This is a genomic window from Streptomyces sp. NPDC002619 (genome assembly GCF_042889305.1).
Lineage (GTDB): Bacteria > Actinomycetota > Actinomycetes > Streptomycetales > Streptomycetaceae > Streptomyces.
The window spans coordinates 37,441-60,899 of record NZ_JBIAQV010000016.1; the positions used below are offsets into that span (position 1 = coordinate 37,441).

22 protein-coding genes, 3 pseudogenes and 1 riboswitch are annotated in these 23,459 nt (G+C 69.2%); of the genes and pseudogenes, 18 read left to right on the forward strand and 7 right to left on the reverse strand.

Going from position 1 to position 23,459, the window contains the following annotated elements; translation table 11 throughout:
- Positions 1-25 precede the first annotated feature (25 nt).
- The 7 genes and pseudogenes from ACFYXB_RS24230 to ACFYXB_RS24260 all read left to right on the forward strand — a co-directional run.
- Positions 26-1,258 (forward strand): Ig-like domain-containing protein, encoded by a 1,233-nt coding sequence (locus tag ACFYXB_RS24230; RefSeq protein WP_389585785.1) that lies wholly within the window; start codon positions 26-28, stop codon positions 1,256-1,258.
- A 156-nt stretch (positions 1,259-1,414) separates the two neighbouring features.
- Positions 1,415-2,653: an Ig-like domain-containing protein gene (locus tag ACFYXB_RS24235; RefSeq protein ID WP_389585788.1), complete on the forward strand. Its 1,239-nt coding sequence runs from the start codon at positions 1,415-1,417 to the stop codon at positions 2,651-2,653.
- Positions 2,654-2,795: 142 nt separating this feature from the next.
- Complete coding sequence (locus ACFYXB_RS24240) at positions 2,796-3,563, forward strand: enoyl-CoA hydratase/isomerase family protein (protein ID WP_389585790.1); 768 nt, start codon at positions 2,796-2,798, stop codon at positions 3,561-3,563.
- A gap of 284 nt (positions 3,564-3,847) precedes the next feature.
- The gene (locus ACFYXB_RS24245; RefSeq protein ID WP_389585793.1) at positions 3,848-4,351 is read left to right on the forward strand and encodes an ATP-binding protein; all 504 of its coding nucleotides are present in this window, start codon (positions 3,848-3,850) and stop codon (positions 4,349-4,351) included.
- Positions 4,352-4,450: 99 nt separating this feature from the next.
- A complete protein-coding gene (locus ACFYXB_RS24250) occupies positions 4,451-5,248 on the forward strand; it encodes a polysaccharide deacetylase family protein (protein WP_389585795.1) in 798 nt (265 codons plus the stop codon).
- Complete coding sequence (locus ACFYXB_RS24255; protein WP_389585798.1) at positions 5,248-6,435, forward strand: beta-propeller fold lactonase family protein; 1,188 nt, start codon at positions 5,248-5,250, stop codon at positions 6,433-6,435. The genes ACFYXB_RS24250 and ACFYXB_RS24255 overlap by 1 nt, the downstream gene beginning before the upstream one ends.
- Before the next feature lie 118 nt (positions 6,436-6,553).
- A pseudogene (locus ACFYXB_RS24260) lies at positions 6,554-6,797 on the forward strand (hypothetical protein); the annotation flags it as partial.
- Here the strand turns inward: ACFYXB_RS24260 and ACFYXB_RS24265 are convergent.
- Positions 6,773-7,432 carry a GNAT family N-acetyltransferase gene (locus tag ACFYXB_RS24265; protein ID WP_389585801.1) on the reverse strand — a complete coding sequence of 220 codons (660 nt, stop codon included), beginning with the start codon at positions 7,430-7,432 and terminating at the stop codon, positions 6,773-6,775. The pseudogene ACFYXB_RS24260 and the gene ACFYXB_RS24265 overlap by 25 nt on opposite strands.
- A 49-nt stretch (positions 7,433-7,481) precedes the next feature.
- Between ACFYXB_RS24265 and ACFYXB_RS24270 the strand changes: the two genes are divergently transcribed.
- Together ACFYXB_RS24270 and ACFYXB_RS24275 are read left to right on the forward strand one after the other, a co-directional pair.
- Entirely contained in the window at positions 7,482-8,426 is a 945-nt protein-coding gene (locus ACFYXB_RS24270; RefSeq protein ID WP_389585804.1) for a MerR family transcriptional regulator, read from the forward strand.
- 60 nt (positions 8,427-8,486) lie between these two features.
- Positions 8,487-8,699 carry an EF-hand domain-containing protein gene (locus tag ACFYXB_RS24275; RefSeq protein ID WP_351349726.1) on the forward strand — a complete coding sequence of 71 codons (213 nt, stop codon included), beginning with the start codon at positions 8,487-8,489 and terminating at the stop codon, positions 8,697-8,699.
- A gap of 98 nt (positions 8,700-8,797) precedes the next feature.
- Here the strand turns inward: ACFYXB_RS24275 and ACFYXB_RS24280 are convergent.
- Positions 8,798-9,121, reverse strand: a pseudogene (locus ACFYXB_RS24280) (helix-turn-helix domain-containing protein); the annotation flags it as partial.
- A gap of 2 nt (positions 9,122-9,123) precedes the next feature.
- On the opposite strand from ACFYXB_RS24280, the pseudogene ACFYXB_RS24285 reads away from it, so the two are divergent.
- Positions 9,124-9,294 (forward strand): annotated as a pseudogene (locus ACFYXB_RS24285) (zinc-binding dehydrogenase); the annotation flags it as partial.
- A 48-nt stretch (positions 9,295-9,342) separates the two neighbouring features.
- Positions 9,343-10,005: an NADPH-dependent F420 reductase gene (locus ACFYXB_RS24290; protein ID WP_389585808.1), complete on the forward strand. Its 663-nt coding sequence runs from the start codon at positions 9,343-9,345 to the stop codon at positions 10,003-10,005.
- Positions 10,006-10,031: 26 nt separating this feature from the next.
- Here the strand turns inward: ACFYXB_RS24290 and ACFYXB_RS24295 are convergent, their stop codons facing one another.
- The 5 genes from ACFYXB_RS24295 to gcvT all read right to left on the reverse strand — a co-directional run bounded on the left by ACFYXB_RS24295 (position 10,032) and on the right by gcvT (position 15,034).
- A complete protein-coding gene (locus ACFYXB_RS24295) occupies positions 10,032-10,589 on the reverse strand; it encodes a glycoside hydrolase family 25 protein (protein ID WP_389585811.1) in 558 nt (185 codons plus the stop codon).
- Positions 10,590-10,654: 65 nt separating this feature from the next.
- Complete coding sequence (locus ACFYXB_RS24300; protein WP_389585814.1) at positions 10,655-12,022, reverse strand: L-serine ammonia-lyase; 1,368 nt, start codon at positions 12,020-12,022, stop codon at positions 10,655-10,657.
- Between the two features lie 99 nt (positions 12,023-12,121).
- A complete protein-coding gene (glyA, locus tag ACFYXB_RS24305) occupies positions 12,122-13,402 on the reverse strand; it encodes a serine hydroxymethyltransferase (protein WP_389585816.1) in 1,281 nt (426 codons plus the stop codon).
- Between the two features lie 15 nt (positions 13,403-13,417).
- A complete protein-coding gene (gcvH, locus tag ACFYXB_RS24310) occupies positions 13,418-13,795 on the reverse strand; it encodes a glycine cleavage system protein GcvH (RefSeq protein ID WP_389585819.1) in 378 nt (125 codons plus the stop codon).
- Positions 13,796-13,903: 108 nt separating this feature from the next.
- Complete coding sequence (gene gcvT / locus ACFYXB_RS24315) at positions 13,904-15,034, reverse strand: glycine cleavage system aminomethyltransferase GcvT (RefSeq protein ID WP_389585822.1); 1,131 nt, start codon at positions 15,032-15,034, stop codon at positions 13,904-13,906.
- A gap of 154 nt (positions 15,035-15,188) precedes the next feature.
- Positions 15,189-15,288: riboswitch (glycine riboswitch) on the reverse strand.
- Positions 15,289-15,463: 175 nt separating this feature from the next.
- Here gcvT and ACFYXB_RS24320 point away from each other — a divergent pair.
- The 7 genes from ACFYXB_RS24320 to ACFYXB_RS24350 all read left to right on the forward strand — a co-directional run bounded on the left by ACFYXB_RS24320 (position 15,464) and on the right by ACFYXB_RS24350 (position 23,447).
- Complete coding sequence (locus ACFYXB_RS24320; protein WP_389585825.1) at positions 15,464-16,132, forward strand: AAA family ATPase; 669 nt, start codon at positions 15,464-15,466, stop codon at positions 16,130-16,132.
- Between the two features lie 66 nt (positions 16,133-16,198).
- Complete coding sequence (locus tag ACFYXB_RS24325) at positions 16,199-16,990, forward strand: enhanced serine sensitivity protein SseB (RefSeq protein ID WP_389585828.1); 792 nt, start codon at positions 16,199-16,201, stop codon at positions 16,988-16,990.
- A gap of 164 nt (positions 16,991-17,154) precedes the next feature.
- The gene (locus tag ACFYXB_RS24330; RefSeq protein WP_389585831.1) at positions 17,155-17,940 is read left to right on the forward strand and encodes an enhanced serine sensitivity protein SseB C-terminal domain-containing protein; all 786 of its coding nucleotides are present in this window, start codon (positions 17,155-17,157) and stop codon (positions 17,938-17,940) included.
- 544 nt (positions 17,941-18,484) lie between these two features.
- Positions 18,485-19,483, forward strand: a complete 999-nt coding sequence (locus ACFYXB_RS24335) for an ABC transporter permease (protein ID WP_389585834.1) — start codon at positions 18,485-18,487, stop codon at positions 19,481-19,483.
- Between the two features lie 26 nt (positions 19,484-19,509).
- The gene (locus ACFYXB_RS24340) at positions 19,510-21,267 is read left to right on the forward strand and encodes an ABC transporter substrate-binding protein (RefSeq protein ID WP_389585836.1); all 1,758 of its coding nucleotides are present in this window, start codon (positions 19,510-19,512) and stop codon (positions 21,265-21,267) included.
- A 90-nt stretch (positions 21,268-21,357) separates the two neighbouring features.
- The gene (locus ACFYXB_RS24345; RefSeq protein WP_351349760.1) at positions 21,358-22,368 is read left to right on the forward strand and encodes an ABC transporter permease; all 1,011 of its coding nucleotides are present in this window, start codon (positions 21,358-21,360) and stop codon (positions 22,366-22,368) included.
- On the forward strand, positions 22,365-23,447 hold the full coding sequence (locus tag ACFYXB_RS24350; RefSeq protein WP_351349762.1) for an ABC transporter ATP-binding protein: 1,083 nt from the start codon (positions 22,365-22,367) through the stop codon (positions 23,445-23,447). The genes ACFYXB_RS24345 and ACFYXB_RS24350 overlap by 4 nt, the downstream gene beginning before the upstream one ends.
- Positions 23,448-23,459 lie beyond the last annotated feature (12 nt).

The following is a 23,459-nucleotide window of genomic DNA, read 5'->3' on the forward strand; positions in this document are numbered from 1 at the left end:
GGCGGGGCCGGTCGTTGTGCCACGCGTGAGGAATGCACAAGGGCGCGCACGGCGCGCGGTGGCGGCACTGGCCGCGGTACTGACCTGGGCAGGGCTGCTGGCCGGAGCGGCCGGCTGCACTTCCGACGGCATCGGCGGGGCGGGACTGGACGACGTGCTGGGCAAACCCGCGGCGCCCGAAGATGTCATCCGGGTGACCCCGGACGACGGCAGCAAGGGCGTGCGCTCCGCCGAACGGCTGCGCGTACGTGTGTCCGACGGGCGACTCGAGTCGGTGAGCGTCGTCCGGTCCCAGGACGCCCAGAACACCCCGGTGCGCGGGCACATCACCGACGACGGCATGACCTGGGAACCCGACGAACGGCAACTGGCGCTGGCCGCCAAGTACACGGTGGACGTGGTCGCGCTGGACGGCCGGGGGCGCCGCTCGGCCCGGCACACCACGTTCACGACGTACGTCCCCCAGGAGCGGTTCATCGCGTACGTCACCCCGGAGAACCGTTCCACGGTCGGCACCGGAATGATCGTCTCGCTGGCCTTCAGCCGGGAGATCGCGAACCGCGCCGAAGTCGAACGCGCCGTACGCATCACGGCGAAGCCCGCCGTCGAGATCCGGCCCCACTGGTTCGGCAAGAACCGTCTGGACTTCCGTCCCGAGCACTACTGGAAGCCCGGCACCCAGGTCACCGTCGACCTGCGGCTGCGCGACGTCGAGGCGGCGCGCGGCGTGTACGGGCTGCAATTCAAGACGTTGGGCTTCACCGTCGGCCGCAGCCAGGTCTCGCTGGTGGATGCGGCCGCGCACACGATGGAGGTCAGGCGCGACAACGCACTCCTGGCGACCGTGCCGATCACGGCCGGCGCCCCCAAGACCACCACCTACAACGGGAAGATGGTGGTGATGGACATGCTCGAGGTCACCCGTATGAACGGCCAGACGGTCGGCTTCGGCGGCGAGTACGACATCCCCGACGTCCCGCACGCCATGAGGCTCACCGACTCCGGCACCTTCCTGCACGGCAACTACTGGTCGCCGGACGCCCCCGGCAACGTCAACGTCAGCCACGGCTGTGTGGGTCTGCGCGATGTGAAGGGCGGCAGTTCGGACACGCCCGCGGGCTGGTTCTTCGACCGCAGTCTCATCGGTGACGTCGTCGAGGTCGTCAACAGCAAGGACAAGAAGGTCTCGCCCGACAACGGGCTCAGCGGATGGAACATGGCCTGGAAGGAATGGAAGGCCGGCAGCGCGGTGAAATAACCAGGTGGGAGCCGAGAAAGTCAGGCAGTTGAAGTTGCGACAGAACGGTGACCTTTGACTGACACGATGCCAAAAACCTTGCAGTTAATATGCGCCTGGGCGTGCGTGGGACGCGCCGGGGCTCGGGCCTGACCAGGCCCGGCGAGGGGAGACAACTTGAACGTGGGGCCTATATCGGGGGCGCTGGGGCGGGGCCGAGGCCGCAAGGGGCTGGTGCTGATGGCCGGCGTCGTGCTCATGGCCGTCACTGCGTGCGGCGGGGGAGGATCGGACTCGGGGGCGTCCGGTTCCGGAGGGGGCAAGGACAAGGGCTCGGCGACACAGCAGAGCAAGCAGTCGGACGCCGTCGTCACCATCGCGCCCAAGGACGGCGCCAAGTCGGTCGACACCAGCGGCGCCCTCAAGGTGACCGCCGCCAAGGGCAAGTTGACCGAGGTCGAGGTCAAGGACGCCAAGGGCGCGAAGGTCGACGGCAGCATCACGGGCGGCGGCGCCGGCTGGACGCCCTCGACCCATCTGGCCGCGTCCACCAAGTACACGGTGCACGCGGTCGCCAAGGACTCCGCGGGCCGCGAGGCCGCCGAGGACTCCAGCTTCACCACACTGACACCGCAGAACACCTTCATCGGCTACTTCACGCCCGAGGACGGCTCCACGGTCGGCGTCGGCATGCCGTTCTCCCTCCGCTTCACCCGGGGCATCACGCACCCGGACCAGGTGGAGAAGGCCATCAAGATCAAGACGGAGCCGGCCGTCGACGTCGAGGGCCACTGGTTCGGCAACGACCGCCTGGACTTCCGCCCGGAGAAATACTGGAAGGAAGGCACCAAGGTCACCGTCGAGCTCGACCTCGACGGAGTCGAGGGCCGTCCGGGCGTCTACGGCAAGCAGGCCAAGACCGTGAAGTTCACCATCGGCCGCAATCAGGTCTCGTACGTGGACGCCAAGAAGCACATGATGAAGGTCACGCAGGACGGCAAGACCATCAAGACCATCCCGGTCACCACCGGCAAGCCCGGCTACGACACCTGGAACGGCCAGATGGTCATGCGCGAGAAGCTCACGGTGACCCGCATGAACGGCGAGACCGTCGGTTACGGCGGCGAGTACGACATCAAGGACGTTCCGCACGCCATCCGCCTGACGGACTCCGGCACCTTCATCCACGGCAACTACTGGGGCGGCGGCGCCTTCGGCAACTACAACGCCAGCCACGGCTGCATCGGCCTGCGCGACGTGCGCGGCGGCTGGGACAAGAACGTTCCGGCGGCCTGGTTCTTCAACCACTCGATGTCCGGCGACGTGGTGGTCGTCAAGAACTCCAACGACCGCACCGTGGACCCGGCCAACGGGCTCAACGGCTGGAACATGTCGTGGGAGAAGTGGACGGTGTAAGCGGTCGCGCGAACGGCGTGAAGGGGGCGGGGCGCTTGGGCGTCCCGCCCCCTCGTCGTTGTCGGGCCACGGGAAATCTCGTTTCGTACGGCTCACGGGCCGCGTCTCCCGTGCCGCGTGAACGACCGCTAACCTGCGGAGCATGACCGTGAATCTCGAAGTCGCCGAAGGCGTCGGTGTCCTCCGCCTCGACCGCCCGCCCATGAACGCGCTGGACGTCGCCACGCAGGACCGGCTCAAGGAACTCGCCGAGGAGGCCACGCGCCGCGACGACGTGCGCGCCGTGGTGATCTACGGCGGGGAGAAGGTGTTCGCGGCGGGCGCGGACATCAAGGAGATGCAGAACATGGACCACACCGCGATGGTCCTGCGCGCCCGCGCCCTGCAGGACTCCTTCAGCGCCGTGGCCCGTATCCCCAAGCCGGTCGTCGCGGCGATCACCGGGTACGCGCTCGGCGGGGGCTGCGAACTCGCCCTCTGCGCCGATTACCGCATCGCCGCCGACAACGCCAAGCTCGGCCAGCCGGAGATCCTCCTCGGCCTGATCCCGGGCGCCGGCGGCACCCAGCGACTGCCCCGGCTGGTCGGCCCCTCCAAGGCCAAGGACCTGATCTTCACGGGCCGGATGGTCAAGGCCGACGAGGCGCTCACGATCGGCCTGGTCGACCGGGTCGTCCCGGCCGCCGAGGTGTACGCCGAGGCGCACGCCTGGGCCGCGAAGCTCGCGCAGGGCCCGGCGATCGCGCTGCGGGCGGCGAAGGAATCCATCGACACCGGGATCGAGACGGACCTCGAGACCGGGCTCGCCGTCGAACGGAACTGGTTCGCAGGGCTGTTCGCCACCGAGGACCGCGAGCGGGGCATGCGGAGCTTCGTGGAAGAGGGGCCGGGCAAGGCCAAGTTCCTCTGAGTTCTTCTGGAACTCCCGCTGAACCACCTGTATTTGACGCGATGTCTGATCCGGGTCCCTCGATGGGGCGGTTTATGGGAACCTTAAAGCATCCTTAAGCCTGCCTCGTCGAGGAGGCCTGTCGATTGCCCGAGAGTGAGGCGTCTGCGCAGGTCGGCGGGGCCGCGACAGGCCCTGACGTGCCGTCGGCATATGCCGAACCGAGGTCTCGGAATGAAGGATTCCGGGGGGTGGATTCCTCCGGAACGACCCCGGAGGCCGCTCCCTGCCTCCATGATGGGGGCATGGCGGGGCTGGAGGGCATCGAACAGCCGCGGGGAGACAGCCGTGCGACCGCGGCGCGCTGGTCGCCCGCGGCCGAGGACGAACGGGCGCTCAGGGCACTGGAGTTGTACGGCAACCCGACCGAGGCCGAGGTCCCGCTCCCGTCCCGCCCCGAGTCCGCCGCCACGGCCCGCAGGCTCGCCCAGGTCGTCGTTCTGCGTCAGTGGGGCCTCACCCCCAAGCTGACCGAGGACGCCGTCTTACTCGTCTCCGAACTCGTCGGCAACGCCGTACGGCACACCGGCGCCCGCGTCTTCGGCCTCCGGATGCGCCGCCGCCGCGGCTGGATCCGCTTCGAGGTCCGCGACCCCTCACGCGGGCTGCCGTGTCTGATGCCGGTCCAGGAACTGGACATCAGCGGGCGGGGCCTGTTCCTCGTGGACACGCTGGCCGATCGCTGGGGCGTGGACCTGCTGCCGCGCGGCAAGACGACGTGGTTCGAGATGAAGGTCATCGATCGCTGAGGCGTGCGGTCGCGAGCGGGCCGGCTGACCACGACTCAGAAACCCGCCCCGTTCGGGGCAATCGGCGGTTTTCTTACCTGTCGCCCCTTAAATGGTCGCGTGACCACGACCGACCGCCGCGGGGCGTTGCGTGCGGGTGCCGGGCTCGTCGCCGGGGGCGCCCTCGCTGCCGGATGCTCGACAGCCACGGACACCACCGCTCACCCGACCCCTGCGCACACCTCCCCGAACGCCCCCTCACACACCCCCGCCGGAGCCACCCCGCTCGCCGCCCCGGCCCCCCGCGCCTTCCCTCGGCAGCCGGGCCAGATCACCCACGGCCCCCGCGACCGCCCCCGGGTCGCCCTCACCTTCCACGGCCAGGGCGACCCCGCCCTCGCCGGGAAGCTGCTCGACGAGGCCGAGCGGCACGGCGCCTACATCACCGTGCTCGCCGTGGGCAGCTGGCTCGACGAACACCCCGAGATCGCCCGCCGCATCCTCGACGGCGGCCATGACCTGGGCAACCACACCCAGCGGCACATCGCCGTCAACGCCCTGTCCGAGTCCGGCGCGCGTGCTGAGATCACCGAGTGCGCGGACCGTCTGCGCAGGCTCACCGGCTCCATCGGCACCTGGTTCCGCCCGTCCCGGGCCCCGACCGCCTCCCCGCTCGTGACCCGGCTGGCCCGCGCCGCGGGCTACCCGCACGTGCTGTCGTACGACGTCGACTCGCTCGACTACACCCGGCCCGGCGCTCCCGCCGTCACCCGCAAGATCCTCGCCGAGGTCCGAGGCGGCTCCGTCGTGAGCCTGCACTTCGGCTACCCGGACACGGTCGCCGCCCTTCCCGCCGTACTCCAAGAACTCGACCGCCGCGGACTGCGCGCGGTCACCACCACGGAGCTGCTGAGCTGATGCGTTACCACCACACCGCCCGCGTCCTGGCCGCCGGCGCCGCCCTCGCCGCCCTGACCCTGCTGCCCAGCTGCAGCGCCGGCACCCAGCACCGCGAGAACGAGTCCCTCGGCAGCGCGGCACCCGTCAAACCCCCGCACAGGCAGCAGGCCGTCGACGGCCTGGCCGGGATGCCGCCCGTGCTCGACCCGGATGACGTCTACGCCGCCGACCGCCCGAACCACCTGTCCCCGGTGGTCAGGGACTTCCCGTCCCGGATCTACGTCCCCAACACCAACTCCAACACGGTCTCGGTGATCGACCCGGCGACGTACAGGGTCGTCGAGACCATCCGGGTCGGCGTCCAGCCGCAGCACGTCGTCCCCTCCTGGGACCTGAAGACGCTGTGGGTCAACAACGACCGCGGCAACAGCCTCACCCCCATCGACGCCAGGACCGGGAAGGCGGGCAAGGCGGTCTCCGTCCACGACCCGTACAACCTCTACTTCACGCCCGACGGCAAGTACGCCGTCGTCATGGCGTCCCTCGACCGCGAACTCGTCTTCCGCGACGCGCACACCATGAAGCGCGTGAAGACCGTCCCGGTCAGCTGCTATGGCGTCAACCACGCCGACTTCTCCCTCGACGGCCGCTACTTCATCGTCTCCTGCGAGTTCAGCGGCGAGATCCTCAAGGTCGACACCGCGAAGATGAAGGTCGTCTCGCAGGAGAGGCTCCCCCTCCACGGGGCGATGCCGCAGGACGTCAAGGTCTCGCCCGACGGCAAGCGCTTCTACATCGCCGACATGATGGCCGGCGGCGTGTGGATCCTGAACGGCGACACCTTCGCCAAGCCCACGTTCCTCGCCACCGGCAAGGGCGCCCACGGCCTCTACGTCAGCCGGGACTCCCGCGTGATGTACATCTCCAACCGGGGCGAGGGCACCATCTCCCTCTTCGACTTCGACCGGAACCGGCTCACCGCCAAGTGGCATCTGCCCGGCGGCGGCAGCCCCGACATGGGCGGTCTCTCGGCGGACGGCAAGACCCTGTGGCTGTCGGGCCGTTACAACTCCGAGGTGTACGCCATCGACACCCGCACCGGGACCCTGCGGGCCCGCATCAAGGTCGGCAACGGCCCGCACGGTCTCGCCGTCTACCCGCAGCCCGGCCGCTACTCGCTCGGGCACACCGGCATCTTCCGCTGAGCGGGGGCGACTCGGGGCGACGGGGGACCTTGGGTTCGGGTGACGGTCCGCGCCGCGCCGCCGTGGAACCGACATCGTGCTGCGCATGATCAACACCAGCGTCCGGCGGCAGGTCACCGCCGCCGCCCGGCGCGTGGACGTCGCCAGGATCACCCCGAAGCCCGTGTGGCGCACCACCTGCGGCACCCTCTGACGCAGCGACAACCGCGCCCCCCGCGGTCATCTTCAACGAGGGCTTCTACCCCAAGGACGTCATCGGCGGCCAGTACGACATCGAGAAGTACGTGCTGGTCAACCAGCCCTCGCCGTACGTCTCCACGACGTACGACCACGACCTCTACAAGTCCTGGAGGCCGACGGGGCCCGCGGCGGCCAGGAACAGTGCCTCCGCCCCCGCCGGCGCATAGCCCGCAGCTTGGAATGCCCGCATGCTGCGGGCGTTCCCCGGCGAGACCTGGGCCCACAGCGGCTCGTCGGTCAGATGACGGGCCGCGGTCACCAGCAGCCGCCCCAGCCCCCGGTGCCGTACCGCCTCGTCCACCTCCACGGACACCTCGAGCCGCCTGGCGACCCCGCGCCCGAGCACCACCACGCCCCCGTCCGCCGTCCACGCGCGCACATCGTCGCGCCGCCGCCGGGCGTACGCGATCCGGGAGTGGCCGGGGTCGCTGATCTCCTTCAGAGCGAGCGGTGGCTCACCCGGCAGGGGAGAGGCGGTCAGGAGCGCGTCGATCGTGTCGTGCCGGCGTCCTGTGCGCGCCAGGAAGGCCATGAGGAACCGGGCGTTCATGGTCGCGGCCAGCCGGTCGCAGTCGGCGGCGCGCAGCGTCTCGCGCACCCACTCGGGGTCCTCGTCGGTGAACACGACGGAGTGCGCGGTGAAGGAGAGCACGCCCGCGTCCCGGTGCGAGGGCTGCGGCACCACGGTCGTACCGCCGTCCGCGGGCGGGAAGACACCTCGTGCCGCCGCGTCGAGAATGTCCCGCAAAGTCTCCATCACGGCGCTCCTTGAGTCTCCACCCACTGGAAGGCCCACACTCCCAGACATGCTGCGATATCCGGGGGGCCACCCCCCAGACCCCCCGTACGACAGCACCCGGCTTCTCACCATCGGCGAGCTGGCGCGCGCCACCGGCCTCACGGTGCGCACCATCCGCTACTGGTCCGACGAGGGCGTGCTGACCCCCGTGGCCCGCTCCACGGGCGGCTACCGGCTGTACGACGCCGAGTCCGCCGCCCGCCTGGAACTCATCCGCACCCTGCGCGAGCTGGGCCTCGGCCTGGACGACGTCCGCAAGGTGCTGGCGGGCGAGACGACGGTGGCGCAGGTCGCGGCCGCGCATGTGACGGCCCTGGACGCGCAGATCAGCTCGCTGAAGGTGACCCGGGCGGTGCTGTCGACCGTGGCACGACGTGGTTCCACAGCGGAGGAGATGACCCTGATGAACAAGTTGGCACGGCTGTCGGCCGCCGAACGCAGGCGGATCCTGGAGGAGTTCGTGGAGGAGCTGTTCCACGGGCTGGACACGGCGGACCCCGACATCCGCGAGCGGATGCGCACCTCCGCGCTCTCCCTGCCGGACGATCCCACGCCCGAGCAGGTCGACGCCTGGGTCGAGCTGGCCGAGCTCATCCAGGACCCCGAATTCCGGGCCCAGATGCGGCAGGCGGCCGAGTTCAACGCCGCCGACCGGGGATCCGACACACCGGCCGGGGCGTCCATGTGGTTCTTCAAGCGGCTCGTCGAACTGGTGGGGCGGGCCCGCGAGCAGGGCATCGCGCCCGAGGCGCCCGAGGCCGACCGGGTGCTGAGCGACCTGCTCGGCAACGCCGACCACGCCGCCGTCCTCGAGCGCATGAAGGCGTCCCACAACGTACGGCTCGCCCGCTACCGCGAGTTGCTGGCCACGCTCAAGGGAACACCCGAGCCCGCGCACGAGGAGGACTTCGCCTGGGTGGTCGCTGCACTGGAAGCCCGCGCGGGCCGTTAATCTGACCTGCGTCAGTACGCCAGAACGGCATGAGCAACACGAACAAAAAGGGGCGGATCGGTGCCGGACATCGAGGAAGCACGCAAGCAGTTCCAGCGGATCGATGCGGACGGTGACGGTTTCATCACCGCCGCCGAGTTGAAGTCCGCCCTCGCCCAGGGAGGCGACTGGAACGTCACCGAGTCGGTGGCCGAGTCCATCATCAGGCAGCGGGACCTCAACGGCGACAAGGTCCTGTCGTTCGACGAGTTCTGGGCGTACCTGAGCAAGTGACCCGAGCGCAACGGGGGGCGTCCGACCGGGCGCCCCCGTTGTCATGCCGTACGCCTGCGGTACTGGCCCGGCGCCAGCCCGTCCTACCGCCTGAACGCCTAGGCGAAGGCGAACTCCGAGGCGTAGCCGATGCGTTCGGCGATCTGGCGCAGGGAGAGATCGTCGTGGCGCAGCAGCCGGCCGGCCGTGGTCATGCGCCACCACGTCAGATACGTCAGATACGTCAGCGGCGGCTCGCCCACCAGCGCGGCGAACCGGCGCGCGAACGCCGCCCGCGACAGCCCGCCGGTGGCGCCCAGCTCCGCCACCGTCCAGGCGTGCGCCGGGTCGGCGTGGATCGCGCGCAGCTCCGCCGCGACCGCCGGGTCCGCGAGTGCGGCGGCCCAGCCGCGCAGCCGACCGGCCTCGCGCTCGGTCTGCCACGGACGGCACCCTGCGCCCCGTCGTCGGCGAGGTCTTCGACGGTCTGGACAGCATCCGGGACGCGCACCGGCTGATGGAGTCCAATCGGCACACGGGCAAGATCGTCGTACGGATCCGAGGGCCTCGCCCGATTGCCGCAGTCCCGGAATACGCCCCTGCCCTCCGGGGTTGATGTTGCCCACAGACGCATGCGCATGCATCAATCCCGGAAGGGCCTGTCATGAAGATCGGCATCATCGGCGCGGGCAACATCGGCGGCAACCTCACGCGACGGCTCGCCGCCCTCGGCCACGACGTCTCCGTGGCCAACTCACGCGGCCCGCACACGCTCACCGAACTAGCCCAGGAGACGGGCGCGACGCCTGTCCCGGTCGAGGAGGCGGCGCGCGGCGCGGAGATCGTCGTGGTCACAGTCCCCGTGAAGGCGGTCCCGAACCTCCCGTCCGGCCTGCTGGACGGGGCGGCCGGGGACGTCGCCGTGATCGACACCGGCAACTACTACCCGCGCGAGCGCGACGGCCGTATCGCCGGGATCGAGGACGACGGCACCACCGAGAGCCGCTGGACGGAACAGCAGATCGGCCACCCCGTGATCAAGGCCTTCAACGGCACCTTCGCCCAGGACATCCTGGACCGGCCCCGGCCGGCCGGCGACCCCGACCGCCTGGCCCTCCCGGTGGCCGGCGACGATGCGGCGGCCAAGGCGAAGGTCCGGACCCTGATCGACGAACTCGGCTTCGACACGGTCGACACGGGCGGCATCGCCGACTCCTGGCGCCAGCAGCCCGGGACCCCGGTGTACGGCCTCCGCGAGGGCGTGGACGGAGTCACGAAGGCTCTGGCGGAGGCGTCCCCGGAACGCCCGGCGGAGTTCCGGGGTTAGTCCCTCACCGGCAACCGCCCTGCGCCTCAGCCTTCCTTGGCCCACGAGCGCAGGGCGTCCTTGCTCGCGAAGTCGGCCACGTTCTTGTCGTGCGGGTCGCTGGTGTACTGGTGGAAGCGCCACTTCGCCTTGATGCGGGGCTTGCCCGCGGTGACGTAGTCGGCGATCCAGAGGCCGTCGCCGGCGTAGGACGTGGTGTCGACGGTCAGCCAATAGCTGCGATTGCAGTACAGGACGACCTGATGGCCGGGCCGAAGATCCTTCACCTTGCGGATGAACAGGTCCTTCTCCGCGTTGCTCGCGTGAGTCCCCTCGCTCGTGGTCTCCCAGTCGATGGCGAGGATGTCGCCCGCCTTCTCGGGGGCGTGCTTGACGAAGTACTCGGCCTGGGCGGTGAGGTTGCCGGGCCAGAGGAAGTGGTAGAAGCCGACGACCAGCCCGGCGTCACGGGCGGTCTTGGTCTGGGCACTGAGCCGTGGATTGACGTACGAACGCCCCTCCGTCGCCTTGATGAAGACGAAGGAACTGCCGTCGGTGTCGTAGTCGGAGGACTGAAACGCGCTCACATCGATGCCGTGCAGCATGCGGGTATTCCCTGAAGTGTCAGTGGGGTGACAGGAGTTGACTGTTGTCTACCCCAACCGGCACGTCAGCACTCGATGATGTTCACCGCCAGCCCGCCCCGGGCCGTCTCCTTGTACTTCACGCTCATGTCGGCGCCGGTGTCCTTCATGGTCTTGATGACCTTGTCCAGGGACACCATGTGGGAGCCGTCGCCGCGCATCGCCATGCGGGCCGCCGTGACCGCCTTGACCGCGGCCATGCCGTTGCGTTCGATGCAGGGGATCTGGACCAAGCCGCCGACCGGGTCGCAGGTGAGGCCGAGGTTGTGTTCCATGCCGATCTCGGCCGCGTTCTCGACCTGCTCCGGGCTGCCGCCGAGTACCTCGGCCAGTGCGCCCGCCGCCATCGAGCACGCCGAGCCGACCTCGCCCTGGCAGCCGACCTCGGCGCCGGAGATCGACGCGTTCTCCTTGAAGAGCATGCCGATCGCGCCGGCCGCCAGCAGGAAGCGGACCACGCCGTCCTCGTCGGCGCCGGGCACGAAGTTGATGTAGTAATGCAGCACCGCGGGGATGATGCCCGCCGCGCCGTTCGTGGGGGCCGTGACCACCCGGCCGCCCGCCGCGTTCTCCTCGTTCACCGCCATCGCGTAGAGCGTGATCCACTCCATCGCGTGCGCCAACGGGTCGCCGTCGGCGCGCAGTTGGCGTGCGGAGACGGCCGCGCGGCGGCGTACCTTCAGACCGCCCGGCAGGATGCCCTCACGGGACATGCCGCGCGACACGCACGTCTGCATCACCCGCCAGATGTCCAGCAGACCCTCGCGGATCTCCTCCTCGGTGCGCCAGGCCCGCTCGTTCTCCAGCATCAGCGAGGAGATCGACAGGCCCGTCTCCTTGGTCAGGCGCAGCAGCTCGTCGCCCGTGCGGAAGGGGTACTTGAGGACCGTGTCGTCCAGCTTGATCCGGTCCGCGCCGACCGCGTCCTCGTCGACGACGAAGCCGCCGCCCACCGAGTAGTACGTCTTCGACAGCAGCTCGGCGCCCGAGGCGTCGTACGCCCAGATCGTCATGCCGTTCGCGTGGTACGGCAGTGCCTTGCGGCGGTGCAGCTTCAGGTCCGCGTCGAAGTCGAACGCGATCTCGTGCTCGTCGAGGAGACGCAGGCGGCCCGACGACTTGATCGCCGCCACCCGCTCGTCCGCCCCCTCCACGTCCACGGTGCGCGGCGAGGCGCCCTCCAGACCGAGCAGGACGGCCTTCGGCGTGCCGTGCCCGTGGCCGGTGGCGCCGAGTGAGCCGTACAGCTCGGAGCGTATCGACACGACGGAGTCGAGCACGCCCTCGTTGCGCAGCCGGAGGGCGAACATGCGTGCGGCGCGCATCGGGCCGACCGTGTGGGAGCTGGACGGGCCGATGCCGATCGAGAACAGGTCGAAGACCGAGACGGCCACGGGGACTCCTCAAGCGGGGGGTGGTGGTGCGGGTGCGGTGCGGGGTGCCGCGCTCACTTCTCAGGTACGAGTGTGCGCGACACCCCGACCAAAAGGGGACTACTTGCCCAGACCGGGGTACAGCGGGTGCTTGTCGGTCAGGGCGGTGACCCGGGCCTTGAGCGCCGCCGCGTCGGCCTCCCCGAAGGGAGCGGGCGCCTTCAGCGTGGCCGCGATCACGTCCGCGACCTCGGCGAAGTCCTCGGCCGTGAAGCCGCGGGTCGCCAGGGCCGGCGTACCGATGCGCAGACCGGAGGTCACCATCGGCGGGCGCGGGTCGTTCGGGACCGCGTTGCGGTTGACCGTGATGCCGACCTCGTCGAGCCGGTCCTCGGCCTGCTGCCCGTCCAGCTCGGACTCGCGCAGGTCCACCAGGATCAGGTGCACGTCCGTGCCGCCGGTCAGGACGTTCACGCCGGCCTCGCGGGCGTCGGCCGCCGTCAGCCGCTCGGCGAGGATGCGGGCGCCCTCGACCGTACGGCGCTGGCGCTCCTTGAACTCCTCCGAGGCGGCGACCTTGAAGGACACCGCCTTGGCCGCGATCACGTGCTCCAGGGGGCCGCCCTGGAAGCCTGGGAAGACGGACGAGTTCAGCTTCTTCGCGAAGTCCTTCTTCGCGAGGATGATGCCGCCGCGCGGGCCGCCCAGCGTCTTGTGGGTGGTGGAGGTGACCACGTCCGCGTACGGCACCGGGTTCGGGTGGAGACCGGCCGCGACCAGACCCGCGAAGTGCGCCATGTCGACCCACAGGTAGGCCCCGACCTCGTCGGCGATGCGGCGGAACTCGGCGAAGTCCAGCTGCCGCGGGTACGCCGACCAGCCCGCGATGATCACCTTCGGGCGGTGCTCCTTGGCGAGCTTCTCCAGCTCGGCCATGTCGACCAGGCCGGTCGCGGCGTCCACGTGGTACGCGACCACGTCGAACTGCTTGCCGGAGAAGTTCAGCCGCATCCCGTGGGTCAGGTGCCCGCCGTGGGCCAGGTCCAGACCGAGGATGGTGTCACCGGGCTGGGCCAGCGCGAACAGGGCGGCCTGGTTGGCGGAGGCACCCGAGTGGGGCTGCACGTTGGCGTACTCGGCGCCGAACAGCTCCTTGACCCGGTCGATGGCCAGCTGCTCGGTGACGTCGACGTACTCGCAGCCGCCGTAGTAGCGCCGGCCCGGGTAGCCCTCGGCGTACTTGTTGGTGAGGACCGAGCCCTGCGCCTCCATGACCGCGACGGGAGCGAAGTTCTCCGACGCGATCATCTCCAGCGTGGACTGCTGGCGGTGCAGTTCGGCGTCGACCGCGGCGGCCACGTCCGGGTCGAGCTCGTGCAGGGGGGTGTTCAGAAGCGACATGTGCTCTGCGACCTCTCAGCCGGCGGAGTGGGCGGCGTACTCGTCGGCGGAGAGCAGGTCGGCCGGCTCGCCCGCGACGCGCACCTTGAACAGCCAGCCGCCCTCGAAGGGGGCCGAGTTCACCAGCGACGGGTCGTCGACGACGTCCTGGTTGATCTCCGTGACCTCACCGTCGACCGGCGAGTACAGGTCGCTGACCGACTTGGTCGACTCCAGCTCGCCGCAGGACTCGCCCGCAGTGACCGTGTCGCCGACCTCGGGGAGCTGGGCGTAGACGACATCGCCGAGCGCGTTGGCCGCGAACTCCGTGATGCCGACCGTCGAGACGCCGTCCTCGGCGGCCGACAGCCACTCGTGCTCCTTGCTGTAGCGCAGCTGCTGGGGGTTGCTCATGGCCTGAATTCTCCTGTACGCGGGAGTGTGCTGGTGAATGGGGACTGCTGGAGTTGCTCGTGAGCAGGCGAAACGTGCGTGGGGTCACACGGTGACCGCGCCCAGTGTCTACTTCTGGCGCTTGTAGAAGGGCAGCGCCACGACCTCGTACGGCTCGTGGCTGCCCCGGATGTCCACGCCGACGCCCGCCGTGCCCGGCGCCGAGTGCGCCGCGTCGACGTACGCCATGGCGATGGGCTTGCCCAGCGTGGGCGAGGGGGCACCCGAGGTGACTTCGCCGATCACCGCGCCGCCCGCGACGACCGAGTACCCTGCGCGCGGGACCCGGCGGCCCTTGGCGACCAGTCCGACCAGGATGCGCGGCGGGTTCGACTCGGCGCGGGACGCGGCCTCGGCCAGCGCCTCGCGGCCCACGAAGTCGCCCTCCTTCTCGAACTTCACGACCCGGCCGAGCCCCGCGTCGAACGGGGTCAGGGAGGTGTTCAGCTCGTGACCGTACAGCGGCATGCCCGCTTCCAGGCGCAGCGTGTCGCGGCAGGACAGACCGCAGGGGATCAGGCCCGCGCCCTCGCCGGCCTTGGTCAGCGCCTGCCACAGCTCGACGGCGTGCTCCGGCGCCACGAACAGCTCGAAGCCGTCCTCGCCGGTGTAGCCGGTGCGCGCGATCAGCGCGGGGACACCGGCGACCGTGCCGGGCAGGCCGGCGTAGTACTTCAGGCCGTCCAGGTCGGCGTCGGTGAGCGACTTGAGGATTGCGGGGGACTCGGGGCCCTGTACGGCGATCAGCGCGTAGTTGTCCCGGTCGTCGCGGACCTCGGCGTCGAAGCCGGCGGCACGCTCGACAAGAGCGTCGAGGACCACCTGGGCGTTGGAGGCGTTGGCCACGACCAGGTACTCGGCCTCGTCCAGCCGGTAGACGATCAGGTCGTCCAGGATGCCGCCGTCGGCCCGGCAGATCATGGTGTAGCGGGCACGGCCGACGCCGACGGAGGCGATGTTGCCGACCAGGGCGTAGTTCAGCAGCTGCGCGGCCTGCGGGCCGGTGACGGTGATCTCGCCCATGTGGGAGAGGTCGAAGAGGCCGGCCCGGGTGCGCACGGCGAGGTGCTCGTCGCGCTCTGAGCCGTACCGCAGGGGCATGTCCCAGCCGGCGAAGTCGGTCATCGTCGCGCCGAGCGAACGGTGCAGCGCGTCGAGTGCGGTCCGGCGCGGCGCGGCGGAGGATTCGGTACTGCTCATCGGACGGTCGTCTCCCAGGAAATGACGGGCGAGGTCGTTCCTCCCCATCTGTCATCGGAACCTGAGAGGTTCACCATGACCACCGTCGCGGCGACGATCACGGTTTGCACCTTGGGTGGAGCCACTGTCACAGCGGCCCGCTTTTCAGATGTGCCTCGCCCGCGCGGTAACGGGGCCTGAGAGATTCAAGGGAGGGACTTGCTCCTTCGGCGCCCCGGTGTACGTACTGCCGGGGACTCTCCCGCGCGGATTCAAGCGGCCGGTATGCAGTTTGCGCGCACATCATTGCACGCCCGGCGGCCGCGCGGCAGGCCACGTCTGTAACCGACCTGTGGCCGTACGCGCACGAAACCCGGGACAGCACGCATTACCTTCTCTTTACACTTGACGGGCAGGTGATCTCCGAGCCCAAGGGGAGGACGATTCACGGTGAACAGGACCACGGCGTACGCCACGACCACGGGCCTCGCACTGCCGAAGGAGCCCGCAGCACAGGCCCGCGAGCGCTGCACCGAGCAGCCGGCCCCTGTCGTCCGCGACCTGCGGGAACGCTCGGGCCGCAGCCCCCACCACCTGCTCTTCGGCCCCCGCGACCTCGTCGTGATCGCAGGCCTGCCCGGCAGCGGCAAGTCGACGCTGATGCACCGCGCGGTCCGCGGCGTCCGCGTCGACTCCCAGGACACCCGCGACCGCTGGGACGCCCGCACCCCCCGCTTCCTCCCCTACGCCCTCTACCGCCCCCTGGTGCGCCTCGCCCACTTCGCCGGACTGCGCAGGGCCCTGCGCTCCGGCGAGGGCGTCGTCGTGCACGACTGCGGCACCCAGGCCTGGGTGCGCGGCTGGCTGGCCCGCGAGGCCCGCCGGCGCAGCGGCACCCTGCACCTGCTGCTCCTCGACGTCACCCCCGACACGGCACTCGCGGGCCAGCGCGAGCGCGGCCGGGGCGTCTCCCGCTACGCCTTCCTGCGCCACCGCAGGGCAGCCGCCCGTCTGCTGCGCTCGGTGGAGCAGGGCGCGCTGCCCGAGGGCTGCGGCTCGGCGGTGCTGCTCGACCGGGACGCGGCGGACGTCCTGCGCCGGATCGGCTTCTCGGATTGAAGGGCTGTCACCGCCACCCGCTAGCCTTTCCAGCCAGACCAGTGGTTTCCAGCAGGCGGTAGGCAGATGGACATCCCGGCGGACTTTCCCGCGGACCTCCCGGCACAGGCGCACCCCCATCCGCACGGCGGATGGCCGGGCAACGAACTGGAGGAGGTCCTCTCGGCCTCCCTCGGCGTCCCCTCGGCAGGCGGCCGCATCGTGGAAGTCCTGGGCCGCAGCTTCGTGTGGATACCCCTGCCCTCCGGCGGCGGCCCGCACAGCGGCCCGCTGGACCTGCCCACGACGGAGATCGACGGCCAGGTGTATGTGCCGGTGTTCAGCTCCGAGGAGCAGTTCCGCCAGGTCGTCGGCCCCCACATGTCGTACACCATCGCCCCCGCGGTCGAGTTCGCCCGCGGTCTGCCCCCGCAGATCGGCATCGCCGTCAACCCGGGCGGTGTGGTCGGTGTCCCGCTGCCGCCGGACGCGGTGGCCGAGCTGTGCCGTGCGGGCCGCACCTCGCTCGACGGCCCCGCGAGCGGCGGTCGCGTCCGCCTCTTCGAACCCGACTGGCAGGACGACCCGGTCGACTTCCTGGCCGCCGCCTCCGCCGAGTTCGCGGCGACGGGCGTGATCGCCACGGCGCGCCGCTGCCTCGCGGCGATAGAGACGGCCGACCCGGTCATGTTCGTCGGGGTCGAACTCTCCCAGTGGGAGGGCGACCTGCGCGCCCTGCCCCTGGAGTCCCTGGGCAGGGCCCTCGCTCAAGTCCCCATCCAGTGGCCGGTCAACCTGGTCCTCCTGGACGTGGCGGACGACCCGGTGGGCCACTGGATGAGGGAAAACGTCCGGCCGTTCTACCAACACGGCCACTGAGAAGCGCCCCGAAGGGGCGCGGGGCTGTACCGATTTGCGGCTCCGCCGCGTGGGCGCGAGAGAGCACCACGCACCCCCACTCGCGAACGAACAACAGGTCCCGAGCTGGTGGGCGCTTAAGCTGTCCCCAACACGGGGTGACTTATCGAGGGGCGGTAACTCAAGTGAGCCCGAGCCGCAGCGCCAGCGTCGAGGACACGCTGCGCCAAGTCACGCCCGGGCGCTACGACGCCTACGAGGCACTGCTGCGCGTCCTCGCGACCCCCTCCTCCGGCCAGATCTGGATGCTCCTGTGGCACGGCCAGGCGGGCTCCCCCGACGCCCAGTACGGGAACATGGAGGTCGGCGGCTACGGGTACGCCCCGTGCGTCACCTCCGCCCAGGAGCTCTCAGCCAGCGGCTGGAACCGCTCGTACGAGGTGGTCGACGGAGTCGATGTCGCCCGCACCCTCTTCCCGGACCAGTACGGCCTCTGGCTCAACCCGCACGCCCCGGGTGGCGGCCTCGGCATCCCCTGGCTGGACCTGCGGCGCATCGCGACCGGCCTGGACCGCCAGCCCGCGGGCCCGCTGCGGCTGTCCGAACCCGGAATCGAGATCCCGCAGTTCTACGCCCTGCTCGCGCAGAACGCCCACCGCACCCCGGCGGTCCGCTCCCTGCGCCGCGCCTGGGTCCAGCCGGAGCTCGGGGCGCCGTACCTCGCCATCGGCCTGGACGTCTACGACACGTCCCCACTCGCGGTCGACTCGGTGCGCGCGATGATGCAGCAGTCCATCGGCGCCGTCCCGGACGGGCTGCCGGTGTCGACGGTCGCGATGTCCGACGAGTACGACCCGGTCGTGATGTGGATGCGGGCAGGCGCCCGCCCGTTCTACGACCGTGAGTCCCACGCGGCGCCGGTCCAGTCCCCGGCGGCGGGGTACGGGTATCCGGGCCCTCGGCCCTACTGAGCCCGGGTTCAAGTCTGCCGCCGACCGATGTGGGATTGCTCTTGTGAACCTGCCGGCAGGTGACGTGCCCGCCGCGCACGAAGGTAGAACACTTCCTCGGGGAACCTTCAAATTTGCAATGGAGCACTGACGTTGGTACGTGCGCGTTAGGACGGTTTTGTGTGGCTCAGGTCACATGTGCGGCGTCCGTCGCAACAGGGCGGGGCGTGGCATGAATTGAGGGTGGGGTGCGTCGGGCGGTTGAGGAGTGTCGTTGCGTCCGGAGGTCGGTTTCTTACGTTCGGATAACGGAATCCTTAGGTAGGCATCACGGTTGCGCATACTTTCTCCATCACATCTGGCGTGTGATCGTGACGGCGTTGAAGACTCCCCTCTCAGACGCGAGGCCACCGATCCTGCGAACTGGTGCCCATCGGCATCAGTACGGGACCGATGGGACAGTTGGGTCGCATCACGACACAGGTCGCGCGGAAAGTAAGCGAACGAGGCCGCCCACAGCGGCGGACAAAGGCCGGTCACCGCCGGCGAGAGGGGTCGGGTCACTGTGACCGCACCGATCGAGACCACCGGCGCGGAGGCTGGCGCACAGCCCGAGGCCGTGCTCTCCGGGGTCAAGAAGAGCCAGATCGAAGGCCGTTCACTCACGCAGATCGCCTGGACCCGTTTCAAGCGGGACAAGGTGGCCGTTGCGGGTGGCGTGGTCGTCGTACTGCTCGTTTTGATGGCGGTGCTCGCCAAGCCGATCGAGTGGATCTTCGGGCTCGACCCCGACAAGTTCCACCAGGACCTCATCGACCCGGCGCTGCTGGCCCCCAAGGGTGGCTGGGGCGGCATGAGCTGGTCGCACCCGCTCGGCATCGAGCCGCAGTACGGCCGTGACATGCTCGCCCGTATCATCGACGGCTCCTGGGTCTCGCTCCTGGTCGCCGGTGGTGCCACGCTCCTGTCGGTCGTGATCGGCACCGTCCTGGGCGTCGTCGCCGGGTACTACGGCGGCTGGGTGGACAGCCTCATCAGCAAGCTGATGGACACCTTCCTCGCCTTCCCGCTCCTGCTGTTCGCCATCGCCATCTCGGCGTCCGTGCAGGACGGGTTCTTCGGACTCAACGGGCTGTCGCTGCGTATCTGCGTGCTGATCTTCGTGATCGGCTTCTTCAGCTGGCCGTACATCGGCCGTATCGTCCGCGCCCAGACGATGAGCCTGCGCAAGCGGGAGTTCATCGAGGCCGCTCACAGTCTCGGGGCACGCGGTCCGTACGTGCTGTTCCGGGAGCTGCTCCCCAATCTCGTCGCGCCGATCCTCGTCTACTCGACGCTGATCATCCCGACGAACATCCTCTTCGAGGCTGCGCTGAGCTTCCTCGGAGTCGGCATCGCTCCGCCGCAGGCCTCCTGGGGCGGAATGCTCAGCAACGCCGTGGATCTCTACACAGCGGATCCGCAGTACATGTTCGTGCCCGGACTCGCGATCTTCATCACGGTCCTGGCATTCAACCTGCTGGGTGACGGGCTGCGTGACGCACTCGACCCTCGCAGCAAGTGATCCATCGATAGAGGGGCTTTTCTCAGGTGAAGACGAGAAGGGTTACCGCCGCTGTGGCGTCGGTGCTGGCACTCTCGCTCGGAGCTGCCGCGTGCGGTGGCGGGGGTGGCAAGGACGACAACAGTGGTGGTGGCGGCACCGCCAAGAAGGACGCGGCGCTCGACGCCATCGTCAACGTCTCGAACAAGAAGGGGGGTTCGGTCACGCTGGAGGACTCCGACGTGCCCGACTCCCTGGACCCGGGCAACACGTACTACGGGTTCGTCCAGAACTTCTCGCGCCTCTACGCGCGTACGCTCGTGACGTTCAAGCCGGCCGCCGGCAAGGACGGCCTCACGGTCGTCCCGGACCTCGCGGAGTCCCTGGGCACGCCCAGCGACGGCGCCAAGACCTGGACGTACAAGCTGCGTTCGGGCCTGAAGTTCGACGACGGCACGCCGATCACGTCCAAGGACGTGAAGTACGCGATCGAGCGTTCCAACTTCGCTCCGGAGGCGCTGTCCAACGGCCCCACGTACTTCAAGAGCTACCTGATCGGTGGCGACAAGTACAAGGGTCCCTACAAGGACAAGTCCCCCGACGGTCTGAAGTCGATCGAGACCCCGGACGACCAGACGATCGTCTTCAAGCTGAACCAGCCGTTCGCCGACTTCGACTACCTGGCGACCTTCTCGCAGACGGCCCCCGTGCCGGCGGCGAAGGACGACGGCGCGAAGTACGTGCAGCACATCGTCTCCTCCGGCCCCTACAAGTTCGAGTCGTACGAGGAAGGCCGCAGCGCCACCCTCGTCCGCAACACGAACTGGGACCAGAAGACCGACCCGGTCCGCAAGGCGCTGCCCGAGAAGATCTCGGTCAAGTTCAAGGTCAACCCGGTCACGATCGACAACGACCTGCTGGCCGACAAGATCACGGGTGACATCGCGGGCACCGGTGTGCAGCCGCAGACCCAGCCGAAGGTCCTGAGCGGTAAGTACTCGAAGCAGACGGACAACTCGTACGCGGGTGCCACCTCGTACATCGCGCTGAACGTGCACGTGGCGCCGTTCGACAACGTCCACTGCCGCAAGGCCGTCCAGTGGGCCATGGACAAGCAGTCCGTGCTCGACGCCATCGGCGGCACGCCGAAGGGCGACGTGGCCACCACGCTGCTGCCGCCGTCGGTCAACGGCTACACCAAGTTCGACGCCTACCCGTCCGCCGGGCACAAGGGTGACGCCGCCAAGGCCAAGGAAGAGCTGAAGGCGTGTGGCAAGCCGAACGGCTTCTCCACCACGCTGACGGCCCGCTCCGACCGTCCCGCCGAGGTCGCCCAGGCCACCGCGATCCAGAACTCGCTGAAGGGCGTCGGCATCAACGTCGACATCAAGCAGTTCCCCTCCGGCAAGTACTTCGCCAACTTCGCGGGTGTCCCGAGCTACGTCCACGCGCACAAGCTGGGCATGCTCTCCATGGCGTGGGGTGCCGACTGGCCGACCGGCTACGGCTTCCTGGACCAGATCATCAACGGTGCGGCCATCAAGCCGTCGGGTGGCAACAACCTGATGGAGCTGAACGACCCGAAGATCAACAGCGCTCTGAGGTCGGCGATCGCCAACACCGACTCGGCGGCCCGCACCAAGGCCTGGGGTGACATCGACAAGATGGTCCTCGACAACGCCTCGGTCGTCCCGCTCGTCTACCGCAAGAACCTGCTGGTCCGGCCGACGTCCGCGACCAACGTCACGGTGACGCAGGCGTACCTCGGCATGTACGACTACCTGCTGCTGAGCTCGTCGAAGTAAGCACAGGCCGGATACCCCTGAAAGGCAGGTGAAGGCACCGGGTGGTCGGGGCGGACACTCCTCGTCCCGGCCACCCGGAGCCGCACAGCTGTGGCTGCGTACATCATCCGACGCGTCTTCGGCGCCTTGGTACTGCTGCTGGTGGTCAGCGCAGTCACCTTCGCCATCTTCTTCTTGGTCCCCCGCCTCGGCGGTCAGACAGCCACCCAGCTGGCTACCCAGTACGTCGGCAAGGACGCCAATCCCGAGTCCATCGCCGCGATCAAGAGGAACCTGGGCTTCGACCAGCCCATCTACATCCAGTACTGGGACTACCTCAAGGGTCTGTTCGTGGGCGCCGACTACAAGTTCGGCCCTGACGCGACACACTGCTCCGCACCTTGCTTCGGGTACTCCTTCAAGAGCCACGTCGAGGTCTGGCCCCAGCTCACCGAGCGCATCCCGGTCTCCTTCTCGCTGGCGATCGGCGCGGCCGTGATGTGGCTGATCTTCGGCGTGACGACCGGTGTCATCTCGGCGCTGCGCAAGGGCAAGCCGGTGGACCGCATTTCGATGTTCATCGCGCTCGCCGGCGTCTCGCTCCCGATCTTCTTCACCGGTCAGATCATCAACGTGCTGTTCATCTACCAGTGGCCCATCTGGGACAGCACCGACTATGTGCCGTTCACCCAGAACCCGGCCGACTGGGCCTGGCACCTGCTGCTGCCCTGGATCAGCCTCGCGTTCCTCTTCTCCGCCCTCTACGCCCGGCTCACCCGGGCGGGCATGCTGGAGACGATGGGCGAGGACTACATCAGAACGGCCCGTGCCAAGGGACTCAAGGAGAGGACGGTCGTCACCAAGCATGGCCTGCGCGCCGCGCTGACGCCGATCGTCACCATCTTCGGCATGGACTTCGGCACCCTGATCGGTACGGCGGTGCTCACCGAGACCGTCTTCTCCCTGCAGGGCATCGGTGCGTACTCGATCCAGGCCATCAGGGACAACGACCTGCCCATCGTCATGGGCGTGACCCTGGTCGCCGCGTTCTTCATCGTCTTCTGCAATCTCATCGTCGACCTGGTGTACGCAGCCATCGACCCCCGCGTGAGGTACTCGTGAGCAAGCTCGAAAAGGCGGCGCTGGGCGAACCGGCCACCGTCGCCCCCACCGACGCCGACGACGCGTTCCTCTCCGTCCGCGATCTGCGCATCCACTTCAACACCGACGACGGTCTGGTCAAGTCCGTCGACGGCGTGAGCTTCGACGTGCAGCGCGGGAAGACCCTGGGCATCGTCGGTGAGTCCGGTTCCGGAAAGTCCGTCACCTCCCTGGGCGTCATGGGTCTGCACCGCGCGGTCAACGCCAAGGTCTCCGGCGAGGTGTGGCTGGACGGCCAGGAGCTGATCGGTGCCCATCCCGACGACGTGCGCCGGCTGCGCGGGCGGAAGATGGCGATGATCTTCCAGGACCCGCTGTCCGCCATGCACCCGTACTACTCGGTCGGGCAGCAGATCATCGAGGCCTACCGGGTCCACCACAAGGTGTCCAAGAAGGTGGCCCGGCAGCGCGCCGTCGAGATGCTGGACCGCGTGGGCATCCCGGAGCCCAACAAGCGCGTGGACGGCTTCCCGCACGAGTTCTCCGGCGGTATGCGCCAGCGAGCGATGATCGCGATGTCGCTGGTGAACAACCCCGAGCTGCTCATAGCGGACGAGCCGACCACCGCCCTGGACGTCACCGTGCAGGCGCAGATCCTCGACCTGATCCGGGATCTGCAGAAGGAGTTCGGCTCCGCGGTCATCATGATCACGCACGACCTCGGGGTCGTCGCCGAGATGGCCGACGACCTGCTCGTGATGTACGGCGGCCGATGCATCGAGCGCGGCCCGGCCGAGACGGTGTTCTCCGAGCCCCGCCACCCCTACACCTGGGGTCTGCTCGGCTCGATGCCGCGCCTCGACCGCGAGGACACCGACCGGCTCGTCCCGATCAAGGGCTCCCCTCCCTCCCTGATCAACGTCCCGTCCGGTTGTGCCTTCAACCCGCGCTGCCCGTACGCCGACATCCCCAAGGACAACGTCACCCGCACGGTCCGCCCCGAGCTGACCGAGGTCGGCAGCCAGCACTGGGCCGCCTGCCACATGACGCAGGAGCAGCGGGAGCGTATCTGGACCGAAGAGATTGCGCCGAAGCTGTGAGCGACGAAAAAG